At 68.6% G+C, this 20,205-nt stretch carries 19 protein-coding genes and 1 tRNA gene; 17 read left to right on the forward strand and 3 right to left on the reverse strand.

Going from position 1 to position 20,205, the window contains the following annotated elements:
• Positions 1–54: 54 nt before the first annotated feature.
• Entirely contained in the window at positions 55–777 is a 723-nt protein-coding gene (locus ACTIGJ_RS13705) for a response regulator transcription factor (protein ID WP_439640887.1), read from the reverse strand.
• Positions 774–2,399 carry an ATP-binding protein gene (locus tag ACTIGJ_RS13710; protein ID WP_439640888.1) on the reverse strand — a complete coding sequence of 542 codons (1,626 nt, stop codon included), beginning with the start codon at positions 2,397–2,399 and terminating at the stop codon, positions 774–776. Before ACTIGJ_RS13710 ends, ACTIGJ_RS13705 begins: the two co-directional genes overlap by 4 nt.
• Positions 2,400–2,724: 325 nt before the next feature.
• Here ACTIGJ_RS13710 and ACTIGJ_RS13715 point away from each other — a divergent pair, with 325 nt between their 5' ends.
• The 9 genes from ACTIGJ_RS13715 (at position 2,725) to ACTIGJ_RS13755 (ending at position 10,829) form a co-directional block, all read left to right on the forward strand.
• Positions 2,725–3,432: a hypothetical protein gene (locus ACTIGJ_RS13715; protein ID WP_439640889.1), complete on the forward strand. Its 708-nt coding sequence runs from the start codon at positions 2,725–2,727 to the stop codon at positions 3,430–3,432.
• Between the two features lie 70 nt (positions 3,433–3,502).
• Positions 3,503–4,453 (forward strand): tRNA (adenosine(37)-N6)-dimethylallyltransferase MiaA, encoded by a 951-nt coding sequence (gene miaA, locus ACTIGJ_RS13720; protein ID WP_439640890.1) that lies wholly within the window; start codon positions 3,503–3,505, stop codon positions 4,451–4,453.
• Between the two features lie 125 nt (positions 4,454–4,578).
• A complete protein-coding gene (gene hfq, locus ACTIGJ_RS13725) occupies positions 4,579–4,830 on the forward strand; it encodes an RNA chaperone Hfq (RefSeq protein WP_439640891.1) in 252 nt (83 codons plus the stop codon).
• Between the two features lie 74 nt (positions 4,831–4,904).
• Positions 4,905–6,170: a ribosome rescue GTPase HflX gene (gene hflX, locus ACTIGJ_RS13730; RefSeq protein ID WP_439640954.1), complete on the forward strand. Its 1,266-nt coding sequence runs from the start codon at positions 4,905–4,907 to the stop codon at positions 6,168–6,170.
• A gap of 101 nt (positions 6,171–6,271) precedes the next feature.
• Complete coding sequence (gene hflK / locus ACTIGJ_RS13735) at positions 6,272–7,411, forward strand: FtsH protease activity modulator HflK (RefSeq protein WP_439640892.1); 1,140 nt, start codon at positions 6,272–6,274, stop codon at positions 7,409–7,411.
• A 16-nt stretch (positions 7,412–7,427) separates the two neighbouring features.
• A complete protein-coding gene (gene hflC / locus ACTIGJ_RS13740; protein WP_439640893.1) occupies positions 7,428–8,318 on the forward strand; it encodes a protease modulator HflC in 891 nt (296 codons plus the stop codon).
• Entirely contained in the window at positions 8,315–8,509 is a 195-nt protein-coding gene (locus tag ACTIGJ_RS13745; RefSeq protein ID WP_439640894.1) for a DUF2065 family protein, read from the forward strand. Before hflC ends, ACTIGJ_RS13745 begins: the two co-directional genes overlap by 4 nt.
• A gap of 2 nt (positions 8,510–8,511) precedes the next feature.
• Complete coding sequence (locus tag ACTIGJ_RS13750; protein ID WP_439640895.1) at positions 8,512–9,483, forward strand: ATP phosphoribosyltransferase regulatory subunit; 972 nt, start codon at positions 8,512–8,514, stop codon at positions 9,481–9,483.
• Between the two features lie 53 nt (positions 9,484–9,536).
• Positions 9,537–10,829, forward strand: a complete 1,293-nt coding sequence (locus tag ACTIGJ_RS13755) for an adenylosuccinate synthase (RefSeq protein ID WP_439640896.1) — start codon at positions 9,537–9,539, stop codon at positions 10,827–10,829.
• 306 nt (positions 10,830–11,135) lie between these two features.
• Here the strand turns inward: ACTIGJ_RS13755 and ACTIGJ_RS13760 are convergent.
• Positions 11,136–11,220 (reverse strand) — tRNA-Leu (locus tag ACTIGJ_RS13760).
• 39 nt (positions 11,221–11,259) lie between these two features.
• On the opposite strand from ACTIGJ_RS13760, the gene rnr reads away from it, so the two are divergent.
• The 8 genes from rnr to rplI all read left to right on the forward strand — a co-directional run bounded on the left by rnr (position 11,260) and on the right by rplI (position 20,143).
• On the forward strand, positions 11,260–13,734 hold the full coding sequence (gene rnr, locus ACTIGJ_RS13765) for a ribonuclease R (protein ID WP_439640897.1): 2,475 nt from the start codon (positions 11,260–11,262) through the stop codon (positions 13,732–13,734).
• The gene (locus ACTIGJ_RS13770) at positions 13,731–14,336 is read left to right on the forward strand and encodes a hypothetical protein (protein WP_439640898.1); all 606 of its coding nucleotides are present in this window, start codon (positions 13,731–13,733) and stop codon (positions 14,334–14,336) included. The genes rnr and ACTIGJ_RS13770 overlap by 4 nt, the downstream gene beginning before the upstream one ends.
• A 19-nt stretch (positions 14,337–14,355) precedes the next feature.
• Positions 14,356–17,082 carry a DUF2339 domain-containing protein gene (locus tag ACTIGJ_RS13775; protein ID WP_439640899.1) on the forward strand — a complete coding sequence of 909 codons (2,727 nt, stop codon included), beginning with the start codon at positions 14,356–14,358 and terminating at the stop codon, positions 17,080–17,082.
• A gap of 33 nt (positions 17,083–17,115) precedes the next feature.
• Positions 17,116–17,877 (forward strand): 23S rRNA (guanosine(2251)-2'-O)-methyltransferase RlmB, encoded by a 762-nt coding sequence (gene rlmB / locus ACTIGJ_RS13780; protein ID WP_439640900.1) that lies wholly within the window; start codon positions 17,116–17,118, stop codon positions 17,875–17,877.
• 6 nt (positions 17,878–17,883) lie between these two features.
• Complete coding sequence (locus tag ACTIGJ_RS13785) at positions 17,884–18,840, forward strand: hypothetical protein (RefSeq protein ID WP_439640901.1); 957 nt, start codon at positions 17,884–17,886, stop codon at positions 18,838–18,840.
• Between the two features lie 197 nt (positions 18,841–19,037).
• Positions 19,038–19,448 (forward strand): 30S ribosomal protein S6, encoded by a 411-nt coding sequence (rpsF, locus tag ACTIGJ_RS13790; protein ID WP_439640902.1) that lies wholly within the window; start codon positions 19,038–19,040, stop codon positions 19,446–19,448.
• Between the two features lie 3 nt (positions 19,449–19,451).
• Entirely contained in the window at positions 19,452–19,679 is a 228-nt protein-coding gene (gene rpsR, locus ACTIGJ_RS13795) for a 30S ribosomal protein S18 (RefSeq protein ID WP_293000685.1), read from the forward strand.
• 11 nt (positions 19,680–19,690) lie between these two features.
• On the forward strand, positions 19,691–20,143 hold the full coding sequence (gene rplI, locus ACTIGJ_RS13800; RefSeq protein ID WP_439640903.1) for a 50S ribosomal protein L9: 453 nt from the start codon (positions 19,691–19,693) through the stop codon (positions 20,141–20,143).
• Positions 20,144–20,205 lie beyond the last annotated feature (62 nt).

Genomic DNA, 20,205 nt, shown 5'->3' on the forward strand with positions numbered 1-20,205 from the left:
AGGACTGTAGGGAGGGCTGCATGAGGGGCGCCTGAGACAGGTCTGAGAAGCTTCTCAGGCGCTGCCTGCTGCGGGGTCGAGGTTGCCGGCGTCGGGTGCCAGGCCGATGCGGCAGCCGATGCCGCGCACGGTGGCGATCTCGGTTTCGCTGCCGTGGGCTTTCAGCTTGCGACGCAGATAACCGAGATAGACGTCGACGGTATTGATGCTGAGCTCGCCGTTGTTGCCCCAGGCACCGGCCAGCAGGCGTTCGCGGCTGACCACTTCGCCGGCGTGGCGGGCCAGGTACAGCAGCAGGTCGAACTCGCGGCGGGTCAGGCTGATCAGCTGGCCGGCGCAGCTGACTTCGCGGGCACGCACGTCGATTGACAGGTCCGCCACCTGCAGCAGGCTGCGTTCCGGGCCGGCGGAGCCGCGCCGCGCCAGCACCTTGACTCTCGCCAGCAGCTCGTCGAACGCGAACGGCTTGGTCAGGTAGTCGTCGGCGCCGTTGCGGAAGCCGTCGAGCTTCTCGTCGAGCGAATCGCGCGCCGTGAGCATCAGGATCGGCACCATCTGGCCGGCCTCGCGCAGGTAGCGCGCCAGCGAGCAGCCGTCGCCATCGGGCAGCATCAGATCGAGGATCAGCACCGCATAGTCGGCGCCGGTCAGTTGTCGTGGCACGCCGCTGATGCCGCGCAGCCATTGCACGCTGAAACCTTCTGCGGCCAGGCCGCGCGTGACGAAGCGGCCGATGCCGGGATCGTCCTCGACTAGCAGGATGCTGTTGCCGTTCACCGCGCCTCCTCGACCGGAAATTCCATGCGTACCACCAGACCGCCGTCGTAGGCGTTGCGGGCGCTGATCCGCCCGCCATGCTGTTCGCTGACCCAGCGCGCCACCGCCAGGCCCAGGCCGGCGCCGCCACGTTCGCGGCCGTCGACGGTCTGGTAGTACGGGTCGAAGATCTTCGGCAGCATTTCCGCCGAGATGCCCGGCCCCTGATCGGCGATCTCGATCGCATGGCCCTGCGGACCGTGCTCGATCCGGGCACTGACCCGGCCATCGGCCGGAGAGAACTTCACCGCGTTGTCGATCAGCGCCAGCGTCGCCTGCCGGATCCAGCTGGCATCACCGATGATCCAGGCCGGCTCGCTGCCGGCGTCGGTTTCCAGGAATACGCTGCTCGACCGCGCGTAGGCCTCGGCTACCGTGGCGGCTTCGCGCAGGCCGTCGCGCAGGCTCATGCGTTCGCGCTCGATCTGCACGCGGCCGTCTTCCGAGCGGGCCAGACCGATCAGGTCATTGAGCCGGCGGCGCAGATAGCCACTGGTGGCCAGGATGTGCTCGAGCGCACTGCGGTAGCCGTCGACCGATTCGTCGCGGCTGCGCAGCGCCACCTCGGCTTCGCCGCTGAGCACGGTCACTGGAGTCCGCAGTTCGTGGCTGATCTTGCCGAAGAACAGCCGGCGGCTGGCGTCGATCGCGCGCAGGCGTTCGCTGGATTCCTCCAGCTGCCGCGTGCGCTGCCGCACGGTGTCCTCCAGCGCTTCGTTGACGCGGGTCAGATGCGCCTGCTGCTCGGCCAGCCGGCGCGCCATGGCGTTGCACTGGCGGGCGAGGTCGGCCAGCTCCAGCGGCCGGACGACGTTGATCCGGTGGCCGAGATCGCCATCGGTGAAACGCCGCACGCCGACCCTGAGGTCGCGCACCGGGCTCATGATCAGCGCGTGGATCAGCGCCATCGACAGCACCGCGCCCAGTGCCGCCAGCAGTCCGGCCAGCGGCGTGCCCCATTCCAGCCGCTGGCGCAGCCGCTGCATGTCGGCCAGGGTCTGCTCGACTTCCTCCGCCTCGTCGGCCGAGACCGAGCGGACCAGCCGGTCGATGCGCGCGGTGTCGCCGCGGACCGTCTGCTCGAAGAACGCCTGCACGGCGGCGGCGGCGTCCTGGCGGGTGCTGGCCATCGATGGCTGTTCCAGGCGCATGTGCAGCTGCGCGAACAGGGTGCGCATCGCCTCGGCGTTGCGGATCTCGCGCACCCGGTCGTCGCGCGAGGTGCCGTGGCGCTCGAATTCCTCGTCGATCAGCACCAGCAGGCGCTTGAACAGCGGCTCCACCGCCTCGGCGGTCGGCCGGCCCAGTTCGGGCATCGCGTTGGGGCTGGCCAGGGTTTCCATCTCGGCCAGCAGCAGGCGGCCGAATTCCGCTTCCAGTCGGTTGATGATCGCCAGCTGTTCATAGGAATTGCGGGCATCGCCCAGATGTTCGCTGGCGCGCTGCACGCTGAGCGTGGCCAGCGCCGCCATCAGCCAGACCAGCAGCACGGCGCCGGCCGCCGTGGCGATCAGCACCGCGCGCACCGACAGCACCGGTGCCGGCAGGGCGGATTCGAGTGGAGGCGAGGGCGGGAGGGTCATCGGCATTCGGTGGTCGGCCGGCGCACTGATCGACGCTGCCCCGGCGACCGTGGGTTATAGGAGGTCGATGCCGGGCCCGGAATGGGAAAAGCTCACGGCGCAAGGGTTTGCGCGACGGCCGACGTGCGCCGGGGGAACGCGGCTTGCACCGCTGGCCGCGCGCGCCGCATCACCGCCGCCGCGTCGCGACAGCGGCGTCGGAAATCCGTTGGCATTGCAATGGAATTCCGTGAGGATTCGGCCGTTGTCGGCTGGCATGGTCGCGTCGAACCGGATGCCCGGCGCTGCACCGCCCGCGACCCATCAACCCTAGTCCGAGGACAACATGACCAAGAAGTGCCTGCCTGCCATCGCTGTTGCCGCCCTGCTGACCCTGCCGCTGCCGGCCGCCTGGGCATTGCCCGATCTGGCGGTCGGCGTGACTGCCGGCACGGCCGGCATCGGTGGTCAGCTGACCACCCGGCTGCTGCCATTCGTCAACCTGCGCGGCTCGATCCAGGGGCTCGGCTACAACCGCTCGCTGAGCAAGGACGGCATCGATTACGACGGCAAGCTCAAGCTGCTGACCTACGGCGGCTTTGTCGATGTCTACCCGTTCATCAAGGGGCCGCGCCTGTCCGCCGGTCTGATCGGCAACGCCAACAAGGTGCAGCTGCGCGCCAGCTGCCCGGGAAGCTGCGAGGTCGGCGACCTGATGGTGGCCGGCGACAGCGCCCGCGTCGATGGCCGGCTCGGCTTCCGCAATGTCGCACCGTACCTGGGCCTGGGCTTCACCAACCCGATGCAGGGCCTGCCCTTCTTCGTCGGCTTCGACGCCGGTGTGATGTTCCACGGCAAGCCGAAGCCGAAGCTGGCGGCATCCGGCACCGGCTCGGTCACCGACAGCAGCGGCAATACCCGCGACAACGTCGACCTGGCCACCGATCCCGACGTCCAGGCGGCGATCGGCGACGAGGAGGCCAATCTGGCCGCCGATGTCAACCAGTACTCGCTGTATCCGGTGGTCCAGCTGAGCCTCGGCTGGCGGTTCTGAGCGCCGGCGGCCGGCAGACGGCAGCGCGGTCGGCCGCCGGCCGTGCCGAGCGGCTAGACTCCGCCGCGCCATGAGCCTGCCGTCCGATCCGCTGCCGCCTGTCCTCGCCATTTCCGGCCCCACGGCGGCCGGCAAGAGCGGGCTGGCGATGGCGCTGTGCGAGCGGCTGGCCGGCCGGGCGGAGATCGTCAGCGTCGATTCCGCGCAGATCTATCGCGGCATGGACATCGGCAGCGCCAAGCCGGATGCCGAGGCCCGCGCCCGCGTGCCGCATCACCTGCTCGACATCCTCGACCCCGCCGAGCCGTACTCGGCGGCCCGCTTCGCGGCCGATGCGGCCGAGGTGATCGAGGCGATTCGCGGTCGCGGTCGGGTGCCGGTGCTGGTCGGCGGTACCCTGCTGTACTTCCGGGCGCTGTTCGACGGCCTGAGCGAACTGCCGTCGGCCGACCCGGCGTTGCGCGCCGAGTTGGAAGACGAACGCGCCCGGATCGGCCCGGATGCCCAGCATGCCCGGCTGGCGGCGGTCGACCCGGTGACGGCGGCGCGCCTGCACCCGAACGATGCCCAGCGCGTTCAGCGGGCGCTCGAAATCCAGTTGCTCAGCGGCCGGCCCGCATCGCAGTGGCATGCCGATCCGAAGCCGCAGGGCCGGGTGCCGGGACGGCTGCTGCGTTTCGCCGTCCAGCCGCCGCCGAAAGCGCTGTTCGATCAGCGGATCGCAGCGCGGTTCTCGCAGATGGTCAGTGCCGGCCTGATCGACGAGGTGTCGACATTGCGCGCACGCGGCGATCTGCATCTGGACCTGCCGTCGATGCGTGCGGTCGGCTACCGGCAGGTCTGGCAGCACCTCGACGGCGCCTTCAGCCGGGCCGAGGCGATCCGGCGCGGCGTCATCGCCACCCGCCAGTACGCCAAGCGGCAGATGACCTGGCTGCGTGGCGAGGGTGAACGCTGGCGATGGATCGATCCTGCGGAACCGTCCGCACTGGACGCGGTCTTGTCAGCGGCGGGATCATGACCCTGGTCATCTCCCGGCCACCTCATTGCGCTGCGGCCGTCGGATTGACCTTGATTCGGTGCTAGACTTTTTCGCCGCTGGTGCGCTGTTCACGCCCTCAAAAAACTCAAATAAAGGTAGCTGACATGTCAAAAGGACAGACTCTGCAGGAGCCATTCCTGAATGCCCTGCGCAAGGAGCGCATCCCGGTTTCGATTTATCTGGTCAACGGTATCAAGCTGCAGGGCCAGATCGAGTCGTTCGACCAGTTCGTGGTGCTGCTGAAGAACACCGTGAGCCAGATGGTCTACAAGCACGCGATCTCGACGATCGTGCCGGCACGGTCAGTGCGCATCTCGGACGGTGACGGCGACGACGCCCAACCGGCCGGCGTTTGACCCACAATCCTCCGCCGTACGCGACTGCCGACGACACGGCGGCAGCCGCACAGGTCACGCGCCAGAAAGCGGTTCTGGTGCATCTGGAATTCCCCGGTACCGATTTCGACGCCGACCGCATCGAATTCGTCGAGCTGGCCCGTTCGGCCGGCCTTGACGTGGTGGGCGTGATCGGCGGCAAGCGCGAACGCCCGGACGCCGGCACCTATGCCGGCAGCGGCAAGGTCGACGAAGTGGCGCTGGCCGCCAAGGCGGCCGGAGCGCAGTTGGTGGTGTTCAACCACGACCTGAGCCCGAGCCAGGAGCGCAACCTCGAAAAGCGCTTCGAGTGCCGGGTGATCAACCGCGCCGGGCTGATTCTCGACATCTTCGCGCGCCGCGCCCGTTCGCACGAAGGCAAGCTGCAGGTCGAACTCGCCCAGCTCAACCATATGGCGACCCGCCTGGTGCGGGGCTGGACCCATCTCGAACGGCAGAAGGGCGGCATCGGCCTGCGCGGCGGCATGGGCGAGACGCAGCTCGAAATCGACCGCCGCCTGCTGCGTGGCCGGGTCGACACGCTGAAGAAGCAGCTCGAGGCGGTCAAGAGCCGCCGCGCGCAGAACCGCCACGGCCGCAGCAAATCCGATATCCCGACGGTGTCGCTGGTCGGTTACACCAATGCCGGCAAGTCGACGCTGTTCAACGCCATGACCGGCGACGCCACCTTCGCGTCGAACCAGCTGTTCGCCACGCTCGACACCACGGTCCGCCGGGTGGAACTGAAAAGCGGCGAGACTGCCGTGCTGGCCGATACCGTGGGTTTCATCCGTGATCTGCCGCATGACCTGATCGCGGCGTTCCGGGCCACGCTGGAAGAGTCGCGTGAAGCCGACCTGCTGCTGCATGTCGTCGACGCTGGCGATCCGGAGCGCGGTGCGCGGATCGAGCAGGTCGAGGCAGTGCTGAAGGAAATCGGCGCCGACGAGGTGCCGCGCCTGCAGGTCTACAACAAGATCGACCTGCGCGAAGGCGAGACCGCGCACGTCGAGACCGATGCCGACGGCGTGCCGCAGCGGGTATTCGTGTCGGCACGCAACGGCGAAGGGCTGGAAGCGCTGCGCGACGCCATCGCCCGGCGGCTGTATCCGGACCTGGCCGATGAAACCCTGGTGCTGCCGCCACGGGCCGCAAAGCTGCGCGCCCAGCTGTTTTCGCTGCACGTGGTGAAATCCGAATCGATCGACGAGGAAGGCAATTGCCATCTGGTCGTCAGGCTTCCGGCCGCGCGCCTGGATCGCCTGTGCCGCGAGGCCGGCATCACGCCGCCGGTCCGTACCTCGGGCCCGGCAGTGCACTAAAATCGACGACGCGCGGAATACCTCTTTCCCCTTGTGGGCATCGTCACCGCGGCACGCCTGCGAACCGCTGCGATGCACGCCAATACTGGAGTAGTCACCTGATGGCTTGGAACGAGCCCGGCCCCGGCCGCGATCCGTGGAACCAGAATCCCGGCGGCAAGCGCGGCAAGGAAGGGCCTCCCGACCTCGACGCCATGCTGAAGAAGCTCAAGGAGCGCTGGTTCGGCAAGGGCGGCGGTCGCGGTCCGGCCAGTGGCGACGCCGGCGTCCCGAAGGGCTTCGCCGGCCTGCTGCTGGTCGTGTTCGCCGCCTTCTGGCTGTACATGAGCTTCTACACGGTCGAAGAGCAGCAGCGCGCCGTGATCACCCGCTTCGGCGCCTATGCCGGTACCACCGGCCCCGGCCTGCACTGGGCGACCTGGCCGATCGAGCGCGTCGAGGCGGTCGGCTTCACGCAGGTGCGCCAGGCCAACGAGAAGGCGACGATGCTGACCCAGGACGAGAACATCGTCGACGTCGACCTGTCGGTGCAGTTCCGGGTGTCGTCGGCCGAGGAGTTCGTGTTCAACATCCGCAAGCCGGAAGACACGCTGCGCCAGGCCACCCAGGCGGCGATGCGCGAGGTGGTGGGCCGCTCGACGATGGACTTCATCCTGACCGACGGCCGTCAGGCCGTCGCGGACCAGATCAAGGCCAGCCTCCAGGAGCGACTGAACGACTACAAGGCCGGGCTCGTGGTCACCGAAGTCAACCTGCAGCAGGCGCAGCCGCCGGACCAGGTGCTCGACGCGTTCGCCGACGCGATCAAGGCGCGCGAGGACAAGGAGCGCCTGCAGAGCGAGGCCGAGGCCTACGCCAACGATCGCCTGCCGCGCGCCCGTGGCGAAGCAGCGCGCCGGATTGCCGAAGCCACCGCCTACCGTGACCAGACCGTGGCGCGTGCCCAGGGTGATGCGGCGCGCTTCACCGCGCTCTACGACGAGTACCGCAAGGCGCCGCAGATCACCCGCAAGCGCATGTACTACGACGCGATGACCGAGGTCTACGGCAACACCAGCAAGGTGCTGATCGACATCGACAAGGGCAATCCGGCGTTCTACCTGCCGCTGGAGCAGCTGCTGCGCAACGCTCAGAAGTCGGCAGCCGATCCGGGCAGCGATTTCAACGGCGGTTCGCAGCGCAGTTCGCCGACCCGCAACAGCGCCGACGATGCCGCGCGTTCGCGCGATCGCAGCCGCTGAAGGAGTCTTGAAAACCATGAATACCAGCAACAAGCAGACGTTCGTCCTGGCAGCGGTGATCGCCGGCCTCCTGCTGCTCGTCAACAGCGTGTTCGTCGTCGACCAGCGCGAAAAGGCGCTGCTGTTCAAGTTCGGCGAAGTGCAGCGCTCCGATTTCACGCCGGGCGTGCATTTCAAGCTGCCGATGATCGAATCGGTCAAGAAGTTCGATGGCCGCCTGCTGACGCTCGACAACAAGACCGAGACCTTCCTGACCGTCGAGAAGAAGAACGTCGAGGTCGACTTCTTCGTCAAGTGGCGGATCAAGGACGTCGGCAACTACTACCGCGCCACGGGTGGCGACGACCTGGTCGCCGAGAACCGCCTCGCGGCGATCATCAACCCGGGCCTGCGCGCGGAGTTCGGCAGCCGCACGATCCAGCAGGCGATCAGCGGCGAGCGCGACGAGATCATGACCGCGCTGGAAAAATCGGCGACCTCGAAGGTCAGCGAGCTGGGCATCGAGCTGGTCGACGTCCGCATCAAGAGCATCAACCTGCCGCGCGCGGTCAGCGAGTCGGTCTACCAGCGGATGCGCGCCGAGCGTACCCGGGTGGCGTCAGACCTGCGCGCCCGTGGTTTCGAGGAAGCCGAGAAGATCAAGGCCGAGGCCGATCGCAGCGCCCAGACCTCGATCGCCGACGCCTATCGCGAAGCCGAAAAGCTGCGCGGCGAGGGTGATGCCAAGACCGCCGAGATCTCCGCCAAGGCCTATGGCAGCGACCAGGAGTTCTACGCTTTCTACCGCGCGCTGAATGCCTACCGCGACAGCTTCCGCGACCAGAAGGACGTGCTGGTGCTGGAGCCGGATGGCGAGTTCTTCAAGTACCTGAAGCAGAGCGGCGAGGGCGGTGGCCCGCGCCGATGATGGTGGATGTATTGCGTGCACTGGCGCTCGTGCTGGTGCTGGAAGGTGCCGTGCTGTTCCTGATGCCCCAGGGCATGAAGGAAGCCTGGAAGCGGATGATCGAAAGCCATGAGCGCGTGCTGCGCACCATCGGCCTCGGACTGATGGTGACCGGCCTGCTGGCGCTGCAGATGATTGCCTGGAACGCTTGAACGTGACTCGACCCTGGATGCTGCCCGATGGCGTGGAAGAAGCCCTGCCGACCACCGCCTGGCGGGTCGAAGGCCTGCGCCGCGTGCTGCTCGACCATTACCGCGCGCACGGCTACGACCTGATCCTGCCGCCGCTGATCGAGCATCTCGACACCCTGCTCAGCGGCGCCGGCAGCGACCTGGAAGATCAGACCTTCAAGCTCACCGATCCGGTCGGCGGTCGTCTGCTCGGCCTGCGCTCGGACATGACGCCGCAGGCCGCACGGATCGCCGCCCGGCATTTCGCCGATGTGCCGGTGGTGCGCCTGTGCTACCTCGGCACGGTGCTGCGCACGCGGCCGGACAGCCTCGGCGGCTCCCGGGCGCCGCGCCAGGTCGGCTGCGAAGTGTTCGGCGAACGCGCGATCGGTGCCGATCTGGAAATCCTCAAGCTGATGCTCGACACGCTGCGGCTGGCCGGCATCGGCGACGCCCACCTCGATCTCGGCCATGTCGGCATCTACCGGGCACTGGCCTCCCAGCTGGCGCTCGACGAGGACGACGAAACCGCCGTGTTCGACATCCTGCAACGCAAGTCGCAGCCGGACCTGCGCGATTTCGCCTCGGCGCGTTCGCTGCCGCAGCGAACCGCCAGCGGCCTGTCGGCGCTGATGGAGCTGAATGGCGACGTCAGCGTGCTGCAACGTGCGCGGCAGACACTGGACATCGGCGAGCCGGCGATCGCCGAGGCACTGGCGCAGCTGGAAGCCGCCGCCGACTACCTGACCCGGCTCGAACACCCGGCGCCGCTGCACATCGATCTGGCCGAGCTGCGCGGCTACCGCTACCAGACCGGCCTCGTGTTCGCCGCCTTCGTGCCCGGCCACGGCCGTGAAGTGGCACGCGGCGGGCGCTTCGACGGTGCCGGCTCGGCACGGCCGGCGACCGGCTTTTCGGCGGATGTCAACGAACTCCTGCGGCTCGGCGATTGCTGACCGCGATCGCGGCCGGCAAGGCCGCGGCTCACAAAGTGGAATGGAACGGGAACATGGGTAAATCAGTCGTTGTTATCGGGGCCCAGTGGGGTGATGAAGGCAAGGGCAAGATCGTCGATCTCTTGACCGACAAGGTCGAGGCCGTGGTCCGTTTCCAGGGCGGTCACAATGCCGGCCACACGCTGGTCATCAACGGCGTGAAGACCGCACTGAACCTGATCCCCAGCGGCATCATGCGGCCGGGTGTGGCCTGCCTGATCGGCAACGGCGTGGTGCTGTCGCTGCCGGATCTGATCAAGGAGATCGAGAAGGTCGAGGCGACCGGCGCTTCGGTGCGCGATCGCCTGAAGATCTCCGAGGCGGCACCGCTGGTGCTGCCGGTGCACGCCAAGCTCGACCAGGCGCGCGAGCGCGCCCGCGGCGAAGCCAAGATCGGCACCACCGGCAAGGGCATCGGCCCGGCCTACGAGGACAAGGTCGCGCGCCGCGCGATCCGCGTTTCCGACCTGTTCCACCGCGAAGTGCTGGCCGCCAAGCTCGGCGAGCTGCTGGCTTACCACAACTTCGTGCTGGTCAATTACTTCAAGGAAACGCCGGTCGATTTCCAGGCCACGCTCGACGACCTGCTGCGGTATGCCGAAGTGATCCGGCCGATGGTCGCCGATGTCACCGAGCTGCTGCGCCTGCAGTTGGCCAAGGGCGACAACGTGCTGTTCGAGGGCGCGCAGGGCGCGCTGCTCGACATCGACCACGGCACCTATCCGTTCGTGACGTCGAGCAACACCACGGCGGGCGGTGCGGCGACCGGCTCCGGCGTCGGCCCGCGCAACCTCGATTACGTGCTCGGCATCGTCAAGGCCTACGCCACGCGCGTCGGCTCCGGTCCGTTCCCGACCGAACTCGACGACGAGATCGGCCAGGGCATCCGCGAGCGCGGCAAGGAGTTCGGCACCGTCACCGGCCGGCCGCGTCGCTGCGGCTGGTTCGACGCGGTCGCGGCACGTCGCTCGATCTTCAACAACAGCGTGTCCGGCCTGTGCGTGACCAAGCTCGACGTGCTCGACGGCATGGACACGGTGCGCATCTGCACCGGCTACACCGTCAACGGCAAGCCGATCGAAACCCTGCCGATCGGCGCCGAAGGCTTCATCAACGTCGAGCCGGTCTACGAGGACCTGCCAGGCTGGTCGGAGACCACTTACGGCATCACCCGCTACGACGACCTGCCGCTCAACGCGCGGGCGTATCTCAAGCGCATGGAGGAAGTCTCCGGCGCCGAGGTCGCGATCGTGTCCACCGGACCCGATCGCGATCACACCATCGTGCTGCGCAACCCGTTTGGTTGACGCGGTTTCGACACCCCGGTCCTCGGTCACCGGTATGGGGCGCGCGCCGCTGGCGGCGGGCGCGATTACGGTGACCGAGGACCCATGACCACCATCGAGGCAACAACGAAGTGACAAAAGAAAAAGGCCACCGCGAGGATGGCCTTGAGCAACAGCAGCAATCTTTTCCGCGGCAGGCAAAACGATCGATATCGATCGGGCTGCTGCGTCATCGTCGCCAGCCGGGAACCCTGTTCGCCGGCGTGGTGACGCCCACAAAAAAGGCCGCCATTGGCGACCTTTTTCTTGCAACCCTGCGTGTACATCTGGTGCCGAAGAGAGGACTCGAACCTCCACGGTTTTACCCGCTAGTACCTGAAACTAGTGCGTCTACCAATTCCGCCACCTCGGCTCAGGGCGCGCAATGTAATCGGACCTTGGGGGTCTGTCAATGAAGAAATCAAAAAATAATGGCAGCCGTCGCGACCTGCCCGACGACAAGTCGCCCGCGCTGTCGAAGAAGGGCAAGACCGGCGGCTTCGGCTGGGGTCGCAAGTCGGCGCCGGAGCCACTCGACTGGAAGGCGAACGACGCCGAATTCGCCGCCGAGTCGTCCCGCTACGCGAATCCGTTGCCGAGCCGCAACCACATCCTGAAGACGCTGGTCGAGTCGCCCGAGCCGATGACGCTCGACGAACTGATCGCCCATTTCGGCCTGAAGAAGCTCAACGAGCAGGAAGCCTTCACCAAGCGTCTGGTGGCGATGGCCCGTGAAGGCCAGCTCACGGCCGCCGATCGTCGCGGCGCCTATCGCGCAGTGCTGACCGAAGACGGCCAGACCATCGAAGCGAAGCCGCGCTCGGGCATCACCGTCGACGGCAAGGTCATCGCCCATCGCGACGGCTACGGTTTCGTGCAGCCGGACAACGCGGCCGCCGGCGACAAGTCCGGCGACGTGTTCCTGTCGCCGCGCCAGATGAATTCCTTGATGAACGGCGACCGGGTGAGAGTCCGCGTGATCGGCACCGATGCCCGGGGCCGCCGCGAAGGCGCCCTGGTCGACGTGCTCGAACGCGGCACCACCCAGGTGGTCGGCCGCCTGCATGCCTCGAGCATCGGCGGCGGCGGCATCTTCACGGTGATCCCGAGCAACCCGAAGAACCCGGAAACCATCATCCCGGCCAGCGAGCTGGGCGGCGCCAAGCCGGGCCAGATGGTGGTCGCCGAACTGACTGCACCGCCCGGCGAGCGGACCATGCCGGTCGGCCGCATCGTCGAGATCCTCGGCGATCACATGGCGCCGGGCATGGAGATTGCCGCGGCGATCCGCGCCCACAAGCTGCCGTTCGAATGGCCGGAAGGGGTGGAGGCAGAAGCCGAAGCCTTCGGCCCGGTGGTGACCCCGGCGCACTGGGGCGAAGACCGCGAGGACCTGCGCGAACTCGGCCTGATGACCATCGACGGCGCCGACGCCCGCGACTTCGACGACGCCGTCTACGCCGAAGCCGTCAAGGGCTGGCGCGGCGGCGGCTGGAAGCTGTGGGTGGCGATTGCCGATGTCTCGGCCTATGTCACGCCGGGCAGCGCGCTGGATGCCGAAGCCACCGAGCGCGGCACCTCGGTGTACTTCCCGAACAACGTCATCCCGATGCTGCCGGAAGCGCTCTCGAACGGCCTGTGCTCGCTGAACCCGAACGTCGACAGGCTGTGCATGGTCTGCGAGATGCGGGTGTCGCCGGATGGCGAGGTGTCGAAGTCGAAGTTCTACAAGGCGGTGATGCGCTCCAAGGCGCGGCTGATCTACGACGATGTCGCCGCGATGCTGGAGAACCCGGACTGCGAGCAGGCGCAAGCGCGCCCGGAACTGCTCAAGCCGCTGAACACGCTGAAGGCGGTGTTCGAAGCGCTGTTCGCGGCCCGCGAGAAGCGCGGCGCGATCGACTTCGAAGGGACCGAAACCAAGATCGTGTTCGGCGAGGGCCGCAAGATCGAGAAGATCGTGCCGGTGCAGCGCAACGTCGCCCACCGCCTGATCGAGGAATGCATGATCGCGGCCAACGTGCAGGGCGCGCTGCTCGTCGACAAGCACAAGATGCCGGCGCTGTACCGCGTGCACCAGGTGCCGGACGGCGACAAGGTGGCGATCCTGCGCGAGTTCCTGGCCGGCCGCGGCCTGCGGCTCGGCGGCGGCGAGACGCCGGTGGCAATGGACTACGCGAGCCTCTTGGCCAGTGTGAAGGGCCGCGAGGACGCGTCGCTGATCCAGACGGTGATGCTGCGTTCGCTGATGCAGGCGCGCTACCAGCCGGCCAACGACGGTCACTTCGGCCTGGCGCTGACCCACTACGCGCACTTCACCAGCCCGATCCGCCGTTATCCGGATCTGCTGCTGCACCGGGCGATCAAGCACGCGATCGCCAAGCGCAAGCCGGCGACCTTCACCTACACGCTGCCGCAGATGGAAGCGCTGGGCGCGCACTGCTCGATGACCGAGCGAAGAGCCGACGACGCCACCCGCGACGTCAACACCTGGCTCAAGTGCGAGTTCATGCGCCACCGGGTTGGCGAGGACTTCGACGGCATCGTCGCCAGCGTCGCGCCGTTCGGCCTGTTCGTCGAACTGGTCGGCCTGTACATCGAAGGCATGCTGCATGTCTCGCAGCTGAAGGGCGATTTCTACGAGTTCGATGCCAAGCACCAGCGTCTGGTCGGCAGCCGCTCGAAACAGGTCTACGCGCTGGGCCAGAAGATCCGCGTCAAGGTCGTGCGGGTCAGCCTCGACGAACGCAAGATCGACCTGGAGATCGTCGACAAGGGCGGCGCCCGGCAGGACGACGGCGGCCGTGGCGGCCGCGATGGTGGCCGGGATGGCGGCCGCCAGCCGACCGCGATCAAGCCGGGCAGCCGGCGCGGCGCGCGGCGATGACGCCGTGCCGTGCCCGGTGGGCGGCGGCCGTCGCTGCCGGCCTGCTGTTGCTGGCCGGCTGCGCCAGCGATCCGGCGCCGCCGGCTGCGGCGGCCGACGCGCTGTCCGGCGGACCGCTGGCAATCGCCGACGCGATTCCGGAAGCACAGCAGGCGGCCGTGATCGCCGGCTTCGACGCTGCGCTGAAGGCGCGGCTGGCGGCGCTGCCGCTGTCTCCGGCCTATCGCCTGGTCAGCAGCGGCGGCAGCCAGCCGTCGCGGCTGATCCTCGAGCCGGATCGCGCCTTCGAGTTCGGCAGTGCCCAGCTGAAGCCGGCGCTAATGCTGCCGCTGGCCGACACCGTCGAGGCCGCCGGTCTCGGCGGTGCCTGGGTGGTCCATGTGATCGCCATCGCGGCGACCGCTGACGACGCCGATCTCGCCGAACGCCGCAGCGCCTCGGTACTGGCCTATCTCGCCAGCCAGGGTCTGCGCGGTGGCCGGCTGCGCGCGGAAACCCGCAGCGGCGGCGCAGCGAGCCTGGAAGTGCAGTTCGTGCCGATCATCCAGGGTCGCGAGGCCCGCGCCTGGATGCCGCCGGAGTCGGTCGCGGCGCGCCGCTGAGCGTCCGCGCGCCCGTCTGATGCCGCAGCCGCGTCCCGGATGGCCGATCGCCTGGATGCTGCTGTTCGCGGTCCTGGCGGCGGTCGCGTTACAGCAGGTCGAAGCGGCCTGGCTGGGTGCGTTCTGCGGCTACCTGTTCGGGCGATTGCGGCAGGTCGAGCAGAAGCTCCAGCTGCTGAACGCGAGGCTCGATGCTGCCCAGCGGATGGCTGCGGGCACGGATGCCGCGCCATCGGCCGCCGGTGCTGCTGTCGATGGCAGCGCGCCGGCGGTTGGTGCCGAACGCCCACCTGATCCCGAGCCCGAATCCAACCCCGATCCGTTGCCGTCGCCGCGGTCGGCCTCGATGCCGCTGGGCGATCCGGCGCCGGCCGCCGCGACGGCGCGGCGCCCGTCGCTGCTCGATGCCGGCCTCGAACGGCTGCTCGACTGGGCGCGCAGCGGCAATCCGCTGGCGCGGCTCGGCGTGCTGATCACCTTCATCGGCGCCGTCTACCTGATCCGGTATGCAGCCGAGGAAGGCTGGCTGCCGGCGGAGCTGCGGCTGGCCGGGCTGTCGGCGGCGGCGCTGGCGATGGTCGCCACCGGTTGGCGGCTGCGCGACCGGGTCAGCGCCTATGCGCTGACCTTGCAGGGCGGTGGCCTGGCCTTGCTGTACCTGACGGTGCTGGCCGCGCTGCGCCTGTATGCCGTGCTGCCGCCGACGCCGGCCTTCGCGCTGCTGGTGCTGGTGGCGGCGGCTTCGGCCGGGCTCGCGGTGCGCCAGAACGCGCTGCCGCTGGCGATCATCGGCTTCGCCGGCGGCTTTGCCGCGCCGCTGATGATCGGCGGCGACGGCAGCCATCTCCTGCTGTTCGGCTACTACACGGTGCTGAACCTCGGCGTGTTCGCGGTCGCCGCCGCACGCGGCTGGGGGCTGCTGAACCTGCTCGGCTTCACCTTCACGTTCGTGATCACCACGCTGTGGCGTGCCACCGCCTACCGGCTGGAATGGTTCGCCAGCGCGGAGTTCTTCCTGCTGCTGTTCTTCGCGATGTACATCGCCGTGACCGTGCTGTCGGCGCGCGGCGGCGAACGGCGCAGCGTGGTCTCCGGCAGCCTGCTGTTCGGCCTGCCGGCGATCGTGCTGTCGCTGCAGGCCAGTCTGGTCATCGACTACCCGCACGGTCTGGCGATCAGCGCCGCCGGCTTCGGCGTCTTCTACCTGCTGGTCGCGAGCGCACTGCTGCGCAGCGGCCGCGCGCACTGGCAGACCACCGCGCTGGCCTTCATGGCGATCGGCGTGGTGCTGCTGAGCCTGGCCGTGCCGCTGTACTGGGACGAGCAGGCGACCGCCGCCACCTGGGCGCTGGAAGGGGCCGGCGCGGTCTGGCTCGGCCTGCGCCAGCAGCGGCGCTGGACGCTCGGCTTCGGCCTGCTGATCCAGCTGCTGGCCGGCGCTGCGCAGCTGATCGCCATCGGTGACGGCAGCGCTGCGGCGCCCTCGGCGGGCCGCGCGCTGTTCGCCATCGGCGTGCCGGGCGCAGCACTGCTGGCGGTCGCCGGTTTCGCCAGCGGCACGTGGCTGTGGCGCGCCCGCGGCGAGACCCTGCTGCCGCGCGTGGCGGCCGTCTGGGCACTGGCCTGGTGGCTGTACGCCGGCACGGCGCAGCTCGATCAGCTGGCGCCGGCCTGGGCCACCGGCTTCGATCTGGCCTTCGGCGCGATCAGCGTCGCGCTGCTGGCGGTGGCAGGGCTGCGGCTCGGCTGGTTCTGGCTGCTGCAGCTGGGTGAAGTCACGGCCCTGCTGTTCGCGCTGGGTGGGTTGGCGGTCGCGCTCGAACATCGGCCGTCGTACCAGGGCGGGGCGCTCGGCTGGCTGCTGCTGCTCGTCGTCCATTACGCGGTGCTGTGGCGCTGGGAGCGCGGTGCGGCCCCGGGCGCGCCGCCGACCCCGACACCGTCGCCACAGTCCGCTTCGCATGTGTTGCCGGCGCTGCTGAAGGTCTGGCTCGGCGGCCTGGAACTGGCGTGGCATCTGCGCGACCAGCTGGGCGGCGACTGGCCCTGGCTGGCCGCCGGCATCGCGCCGGCCAGCGCGCTGGCCTTCGTCGCCCGCTTTCCGGACAGCGGCCCGATGGCGGGCCACCGGCCGCTGTATGCGCGCTGGCTGGCGGCACCGCTGGCGCTGTGGCTGCTGGGCTGGATCGTGGTCGCGGCGCTGTACGCCAACGGCAACGCCGCGCCGCTGCCGACCTGGCCGCTGCTGAATCCGCTCGATGTCACGGTGCTGGCGGTGGCTGGCGTGCTGGCCTACGCATGGCACCGCCGCGATTCCGCGCTGCAGCCGTGGCAGCTGGCGCCGGGCGGGCCGCCTGCCGCGCGGCATCTGCCCGCCGCGCTGGCGGCGATCGCCGCGTTCGTCTGGCTGAACGGCGCGCTGGTGCGCGGCCTGCATTACAGCTGCGGCACGCCGCTGAAGGGCGCGGCGCTGCTCGATTCCGCCCTGCTGCAGGCCAGTGTCTCGGTGGTCTGGAGCCTGATCGGCTGCGGCGTCATGTGGATCGCCGCGCGCCGGGGCCTGCGCGGCATCTGGCTGATCGGCGGCGGCTTGATGGCCGTGGTGGCGATCAAGCTGTTCGCGGTCGACACCGCCGGCACCGGCACCCTGGCGCGCATTGCGGCGTTCCTGCTGGTCGGCGCGATCCTGCTGGCGGCCGGCTATTTCGCGCCGCTGCCGGGCTCACGCGACGGCCGACAGTCGTAAACTGCGCGCCGCATTCAACCCGGTAGCGCATTCATGGCAGAGACCTACATCGGCGGCTTCCACGCCGTCATCGCGGCGATCGAGGATGGCGGCGTCAAGCCGCGCGAGATCCTGCTGGCCGAAACCCGCCGCGATGCGCGCGCCGAGAAGCTGATCGACCTCGCCGCCAAGCGCAACATCACGGTGCGCAAGGTGGCCCGCGACATCCTCGACATCCGGGCGCCGGGTCTGCGCCATCAGGGCGTGCTGGCAGCGATCGAGGCTTCCGACCTCGGCGGCGAGGAAATCATCGACCTGCCGGCGACACCGGAGCGGCTGATCCTGGCGCTCGACGGCGTCCAGGACCCGCACAACCTCGGCGCCTGCCTGCGCACTTCGGACGCGGTCGGCGTCGATGCGGTGGTGATCCCGAAGGATCGCGCCGTCGGCCTGACGCCGGCCGCCCGTTCGGCTGCCGCCGGCTCCGCCGAGCGGGTGCCGGTGGTGGCGGTGACCAACCTGGTCCGCAAGCTGGAGCAGCTCAAGCAGCTCGGCTACTGGGTCGTCGGCCTGGCGGGCGAGGGCGAGGAATCGCTGTTCGATGTCGACCTGACCGGCCCGCTGGTGCTGGTGATGGGCGGCGAAGCCGAGGGCCTGCGCCGCCTGACCCGCGAATGCTGCGACCGCGTGGTGCGCATTCCGATGAAGGGCGAGCGCATCGAAAGCCTGAACGTGTCGGTGGCGGCTGCGGTGTGTCTCTACGAGGCCTATCGCCAGCGCAGCCACAAGCCGGCCAAGGTCGCGCGCAAGAAGTGAGCTGACGTGAAACCCGGGCTCCGGTGGGCACTGCTGATCGCCGCGCTGCTGGCGCTGGTGATCGGCTGGCAGGCCCTGATGCCCGACGAGCCGGCGAACCCCGTGCCGCTGGCCGTATCCGAGCCGTCGCCGACGGTGCCGGCCCTGCCGTTGCCGGTGATGCCGCCGGCTGTCGGCATGGCGCCGCGCCAGACGGTGCAGAGCGCGGTGGTCGAATCTGGCGTCGCGGTCCGCCTGGTGCGCCGGCCGCGCATCGCGCTGCCAGCCGGCCGCTTTGCCGACGCCTACGCGAAGCTGCTGCCGGAAGCGGAGAGCGGCAACGCGCTGTCGCAGTACCGGCTCGGCAACCTGCTGTTCGAGTGCCGCGAAGTCCCGGCCAGCGCCGATGCGCTGGAAGCGGAGATCGAGGCCATCCACCAGACCCGCCGTCGCGGTCGCTGGGAAGTCGATTCGCCGAAGGCGGAAATCGCCACCCTGCGCCACCAGTTCGTGCAGTGCGACGGCATTCCCGCCGCTGCCCGCCAGGGCTTTCGCGACTGGCTGAAGAAATCCGCCGATGCCGGGGTGATCGAAGCGCAGATCAACCTGCCGATGCGCCTGCCGCCCGACGACTACTGCGAGTCGCTCGCCGAATGCACGCCGGCGCTGCGCGCCCGGCAGGAAGCGCTGCAGGCCGAGGCGATCGACTACACGAGCCGGGCCCGCGAAGCGGGTTCGGTGTCGGCGTTGTGGACGATGGCCGGCTGGTACGCCGGCGGCGAAGTGCTGCCGCAGAACGACATCGAGGCCTACGCCCATTTCCGTGCGCTGGACCAGATCCACGCCGTGGCGCGGCTGACGCCACGTTTCGATCAGCTGCTGACCGGCATGCGCAAGCGCCTGCGCCCGGTGGATGTCGATGCCGGCGAGGCGCGGGCCCGCGAGTTGCTGTCGAACCCGCGCTGCTGCGTGATCACGCCCTGACGCCGGATGCCTTCAGGCGGTGCGTTTGCGCCACTTCCGCCGAACCCGTAAACTCCGCGACCTTTCCGGGCTGGCCGCAGGTCCGCCGTCCCGGAAAACCTTGTCCCACCGCCCGTTGCACGTGAGTCGATTTGCGGGGGACTGCCAGGTCCGGCGACCGCCGGACCGCATCCACAAGGCTGTTTTCAGGAGTTCCGATGCGTCATTACGAAGTCGTGGTCATGGTCCACCCGGACCAGAGCGATCAGGTTCCGGCCATGATCGAGCGTTACAAGAGCATGGTCGAGTCCGATGGTGGTGCCGTGCACCGCATGGAAGACTGGGGCCGCCGCCAGCTGGCCTACCCGGTCGCCAAGCTGCACAAGGCGCACTACGTGCTGATGAACATCGAGTGCTCCGATGCCGTCCTGAAGGAGCTGGAAAGCGCGTTCCGCTTCAACGACGCCGTCATCCGCAAGCTGGTGATCCGCATGGACAAGGCGGAAACCGAGCAGTCGCCGCTGTTCAAGGCGCCGGAAGAAGACAAGAAGCCGGAATACAAGCGCAATGCCGAAGGCGAAGCCGCTGCCGCCGATGCCGCCGCCACCACGACTGAAGAGGGCGCGTAAGCCATGTCCCGTTTTTTCCGCAAGAAGAAGAGCTGCAAGTTCACCGCTGAAGGCACTGTCCGGATCGACTACAAGGATCTGGCCACGCTGAAGCAGTACGTGTCCGAAAACGGCAAGATCGTGCCGAGCCGCATCACCGGCACCAAGGCGCGCTACCAGCGCCAGCTGGGTTCGGCGATCAAGAACGCGCGCTACCTGGCGCTGCTGCCGTACACCGACGCCCACGAATAAGGAGAAGACCCATGGAACTGATCCTGCTCGAGAAGGTGAACAAGCTCGGTGACCTCGGCGATGTCGTCAAGGTCAAGTCCGGTTACGGCCGCAACTACCTGCTGCCGCAGGGCAAGGCGCTGACCGCGACCGCCGGCAACAAGGAAGTCTTCGAAGTTCGCAAGGCCGAACTGATGAAGAAGTACGCGGAATCGCTGAACGCCGCGAAGCTGCGCGCCGAAGCGCTGGCCGGCAAGCACGTCACCATCAAGGCGCTGGCCGCCGATGAAGGCAAGCTGTACGGCTCGGTCGGCCCGGCGGAAATCGCCCGCGCCACCGTCGGCACCAAGTTCGAGCTCGAAAAGAGCGAGATCGAGATGCCGGAAGGCGCGCTGCGCGTGACCGGCACTTATACGGTGGCCGTGCGCCTGCACTCGGAAGTCGAGTCGTCGATCATCGTCGTGATCGAGGAAGCGAAGGGCTGATTCCAGCCGCTTCCGTGTCGCGATCGGCCCGCCTCGTGCGGGCCGATTCGTTTGTGGCAGCC

The sequence above is a fragment of the Nevskia sp. genome (assembly GCF_051860985.1).
Taxonomy (GTDB): domain Bacteria; phylum Pseudomonadota; class Gammaproteobacteria; order Nevskiales; family Nevskiaceae; genus Nevskia.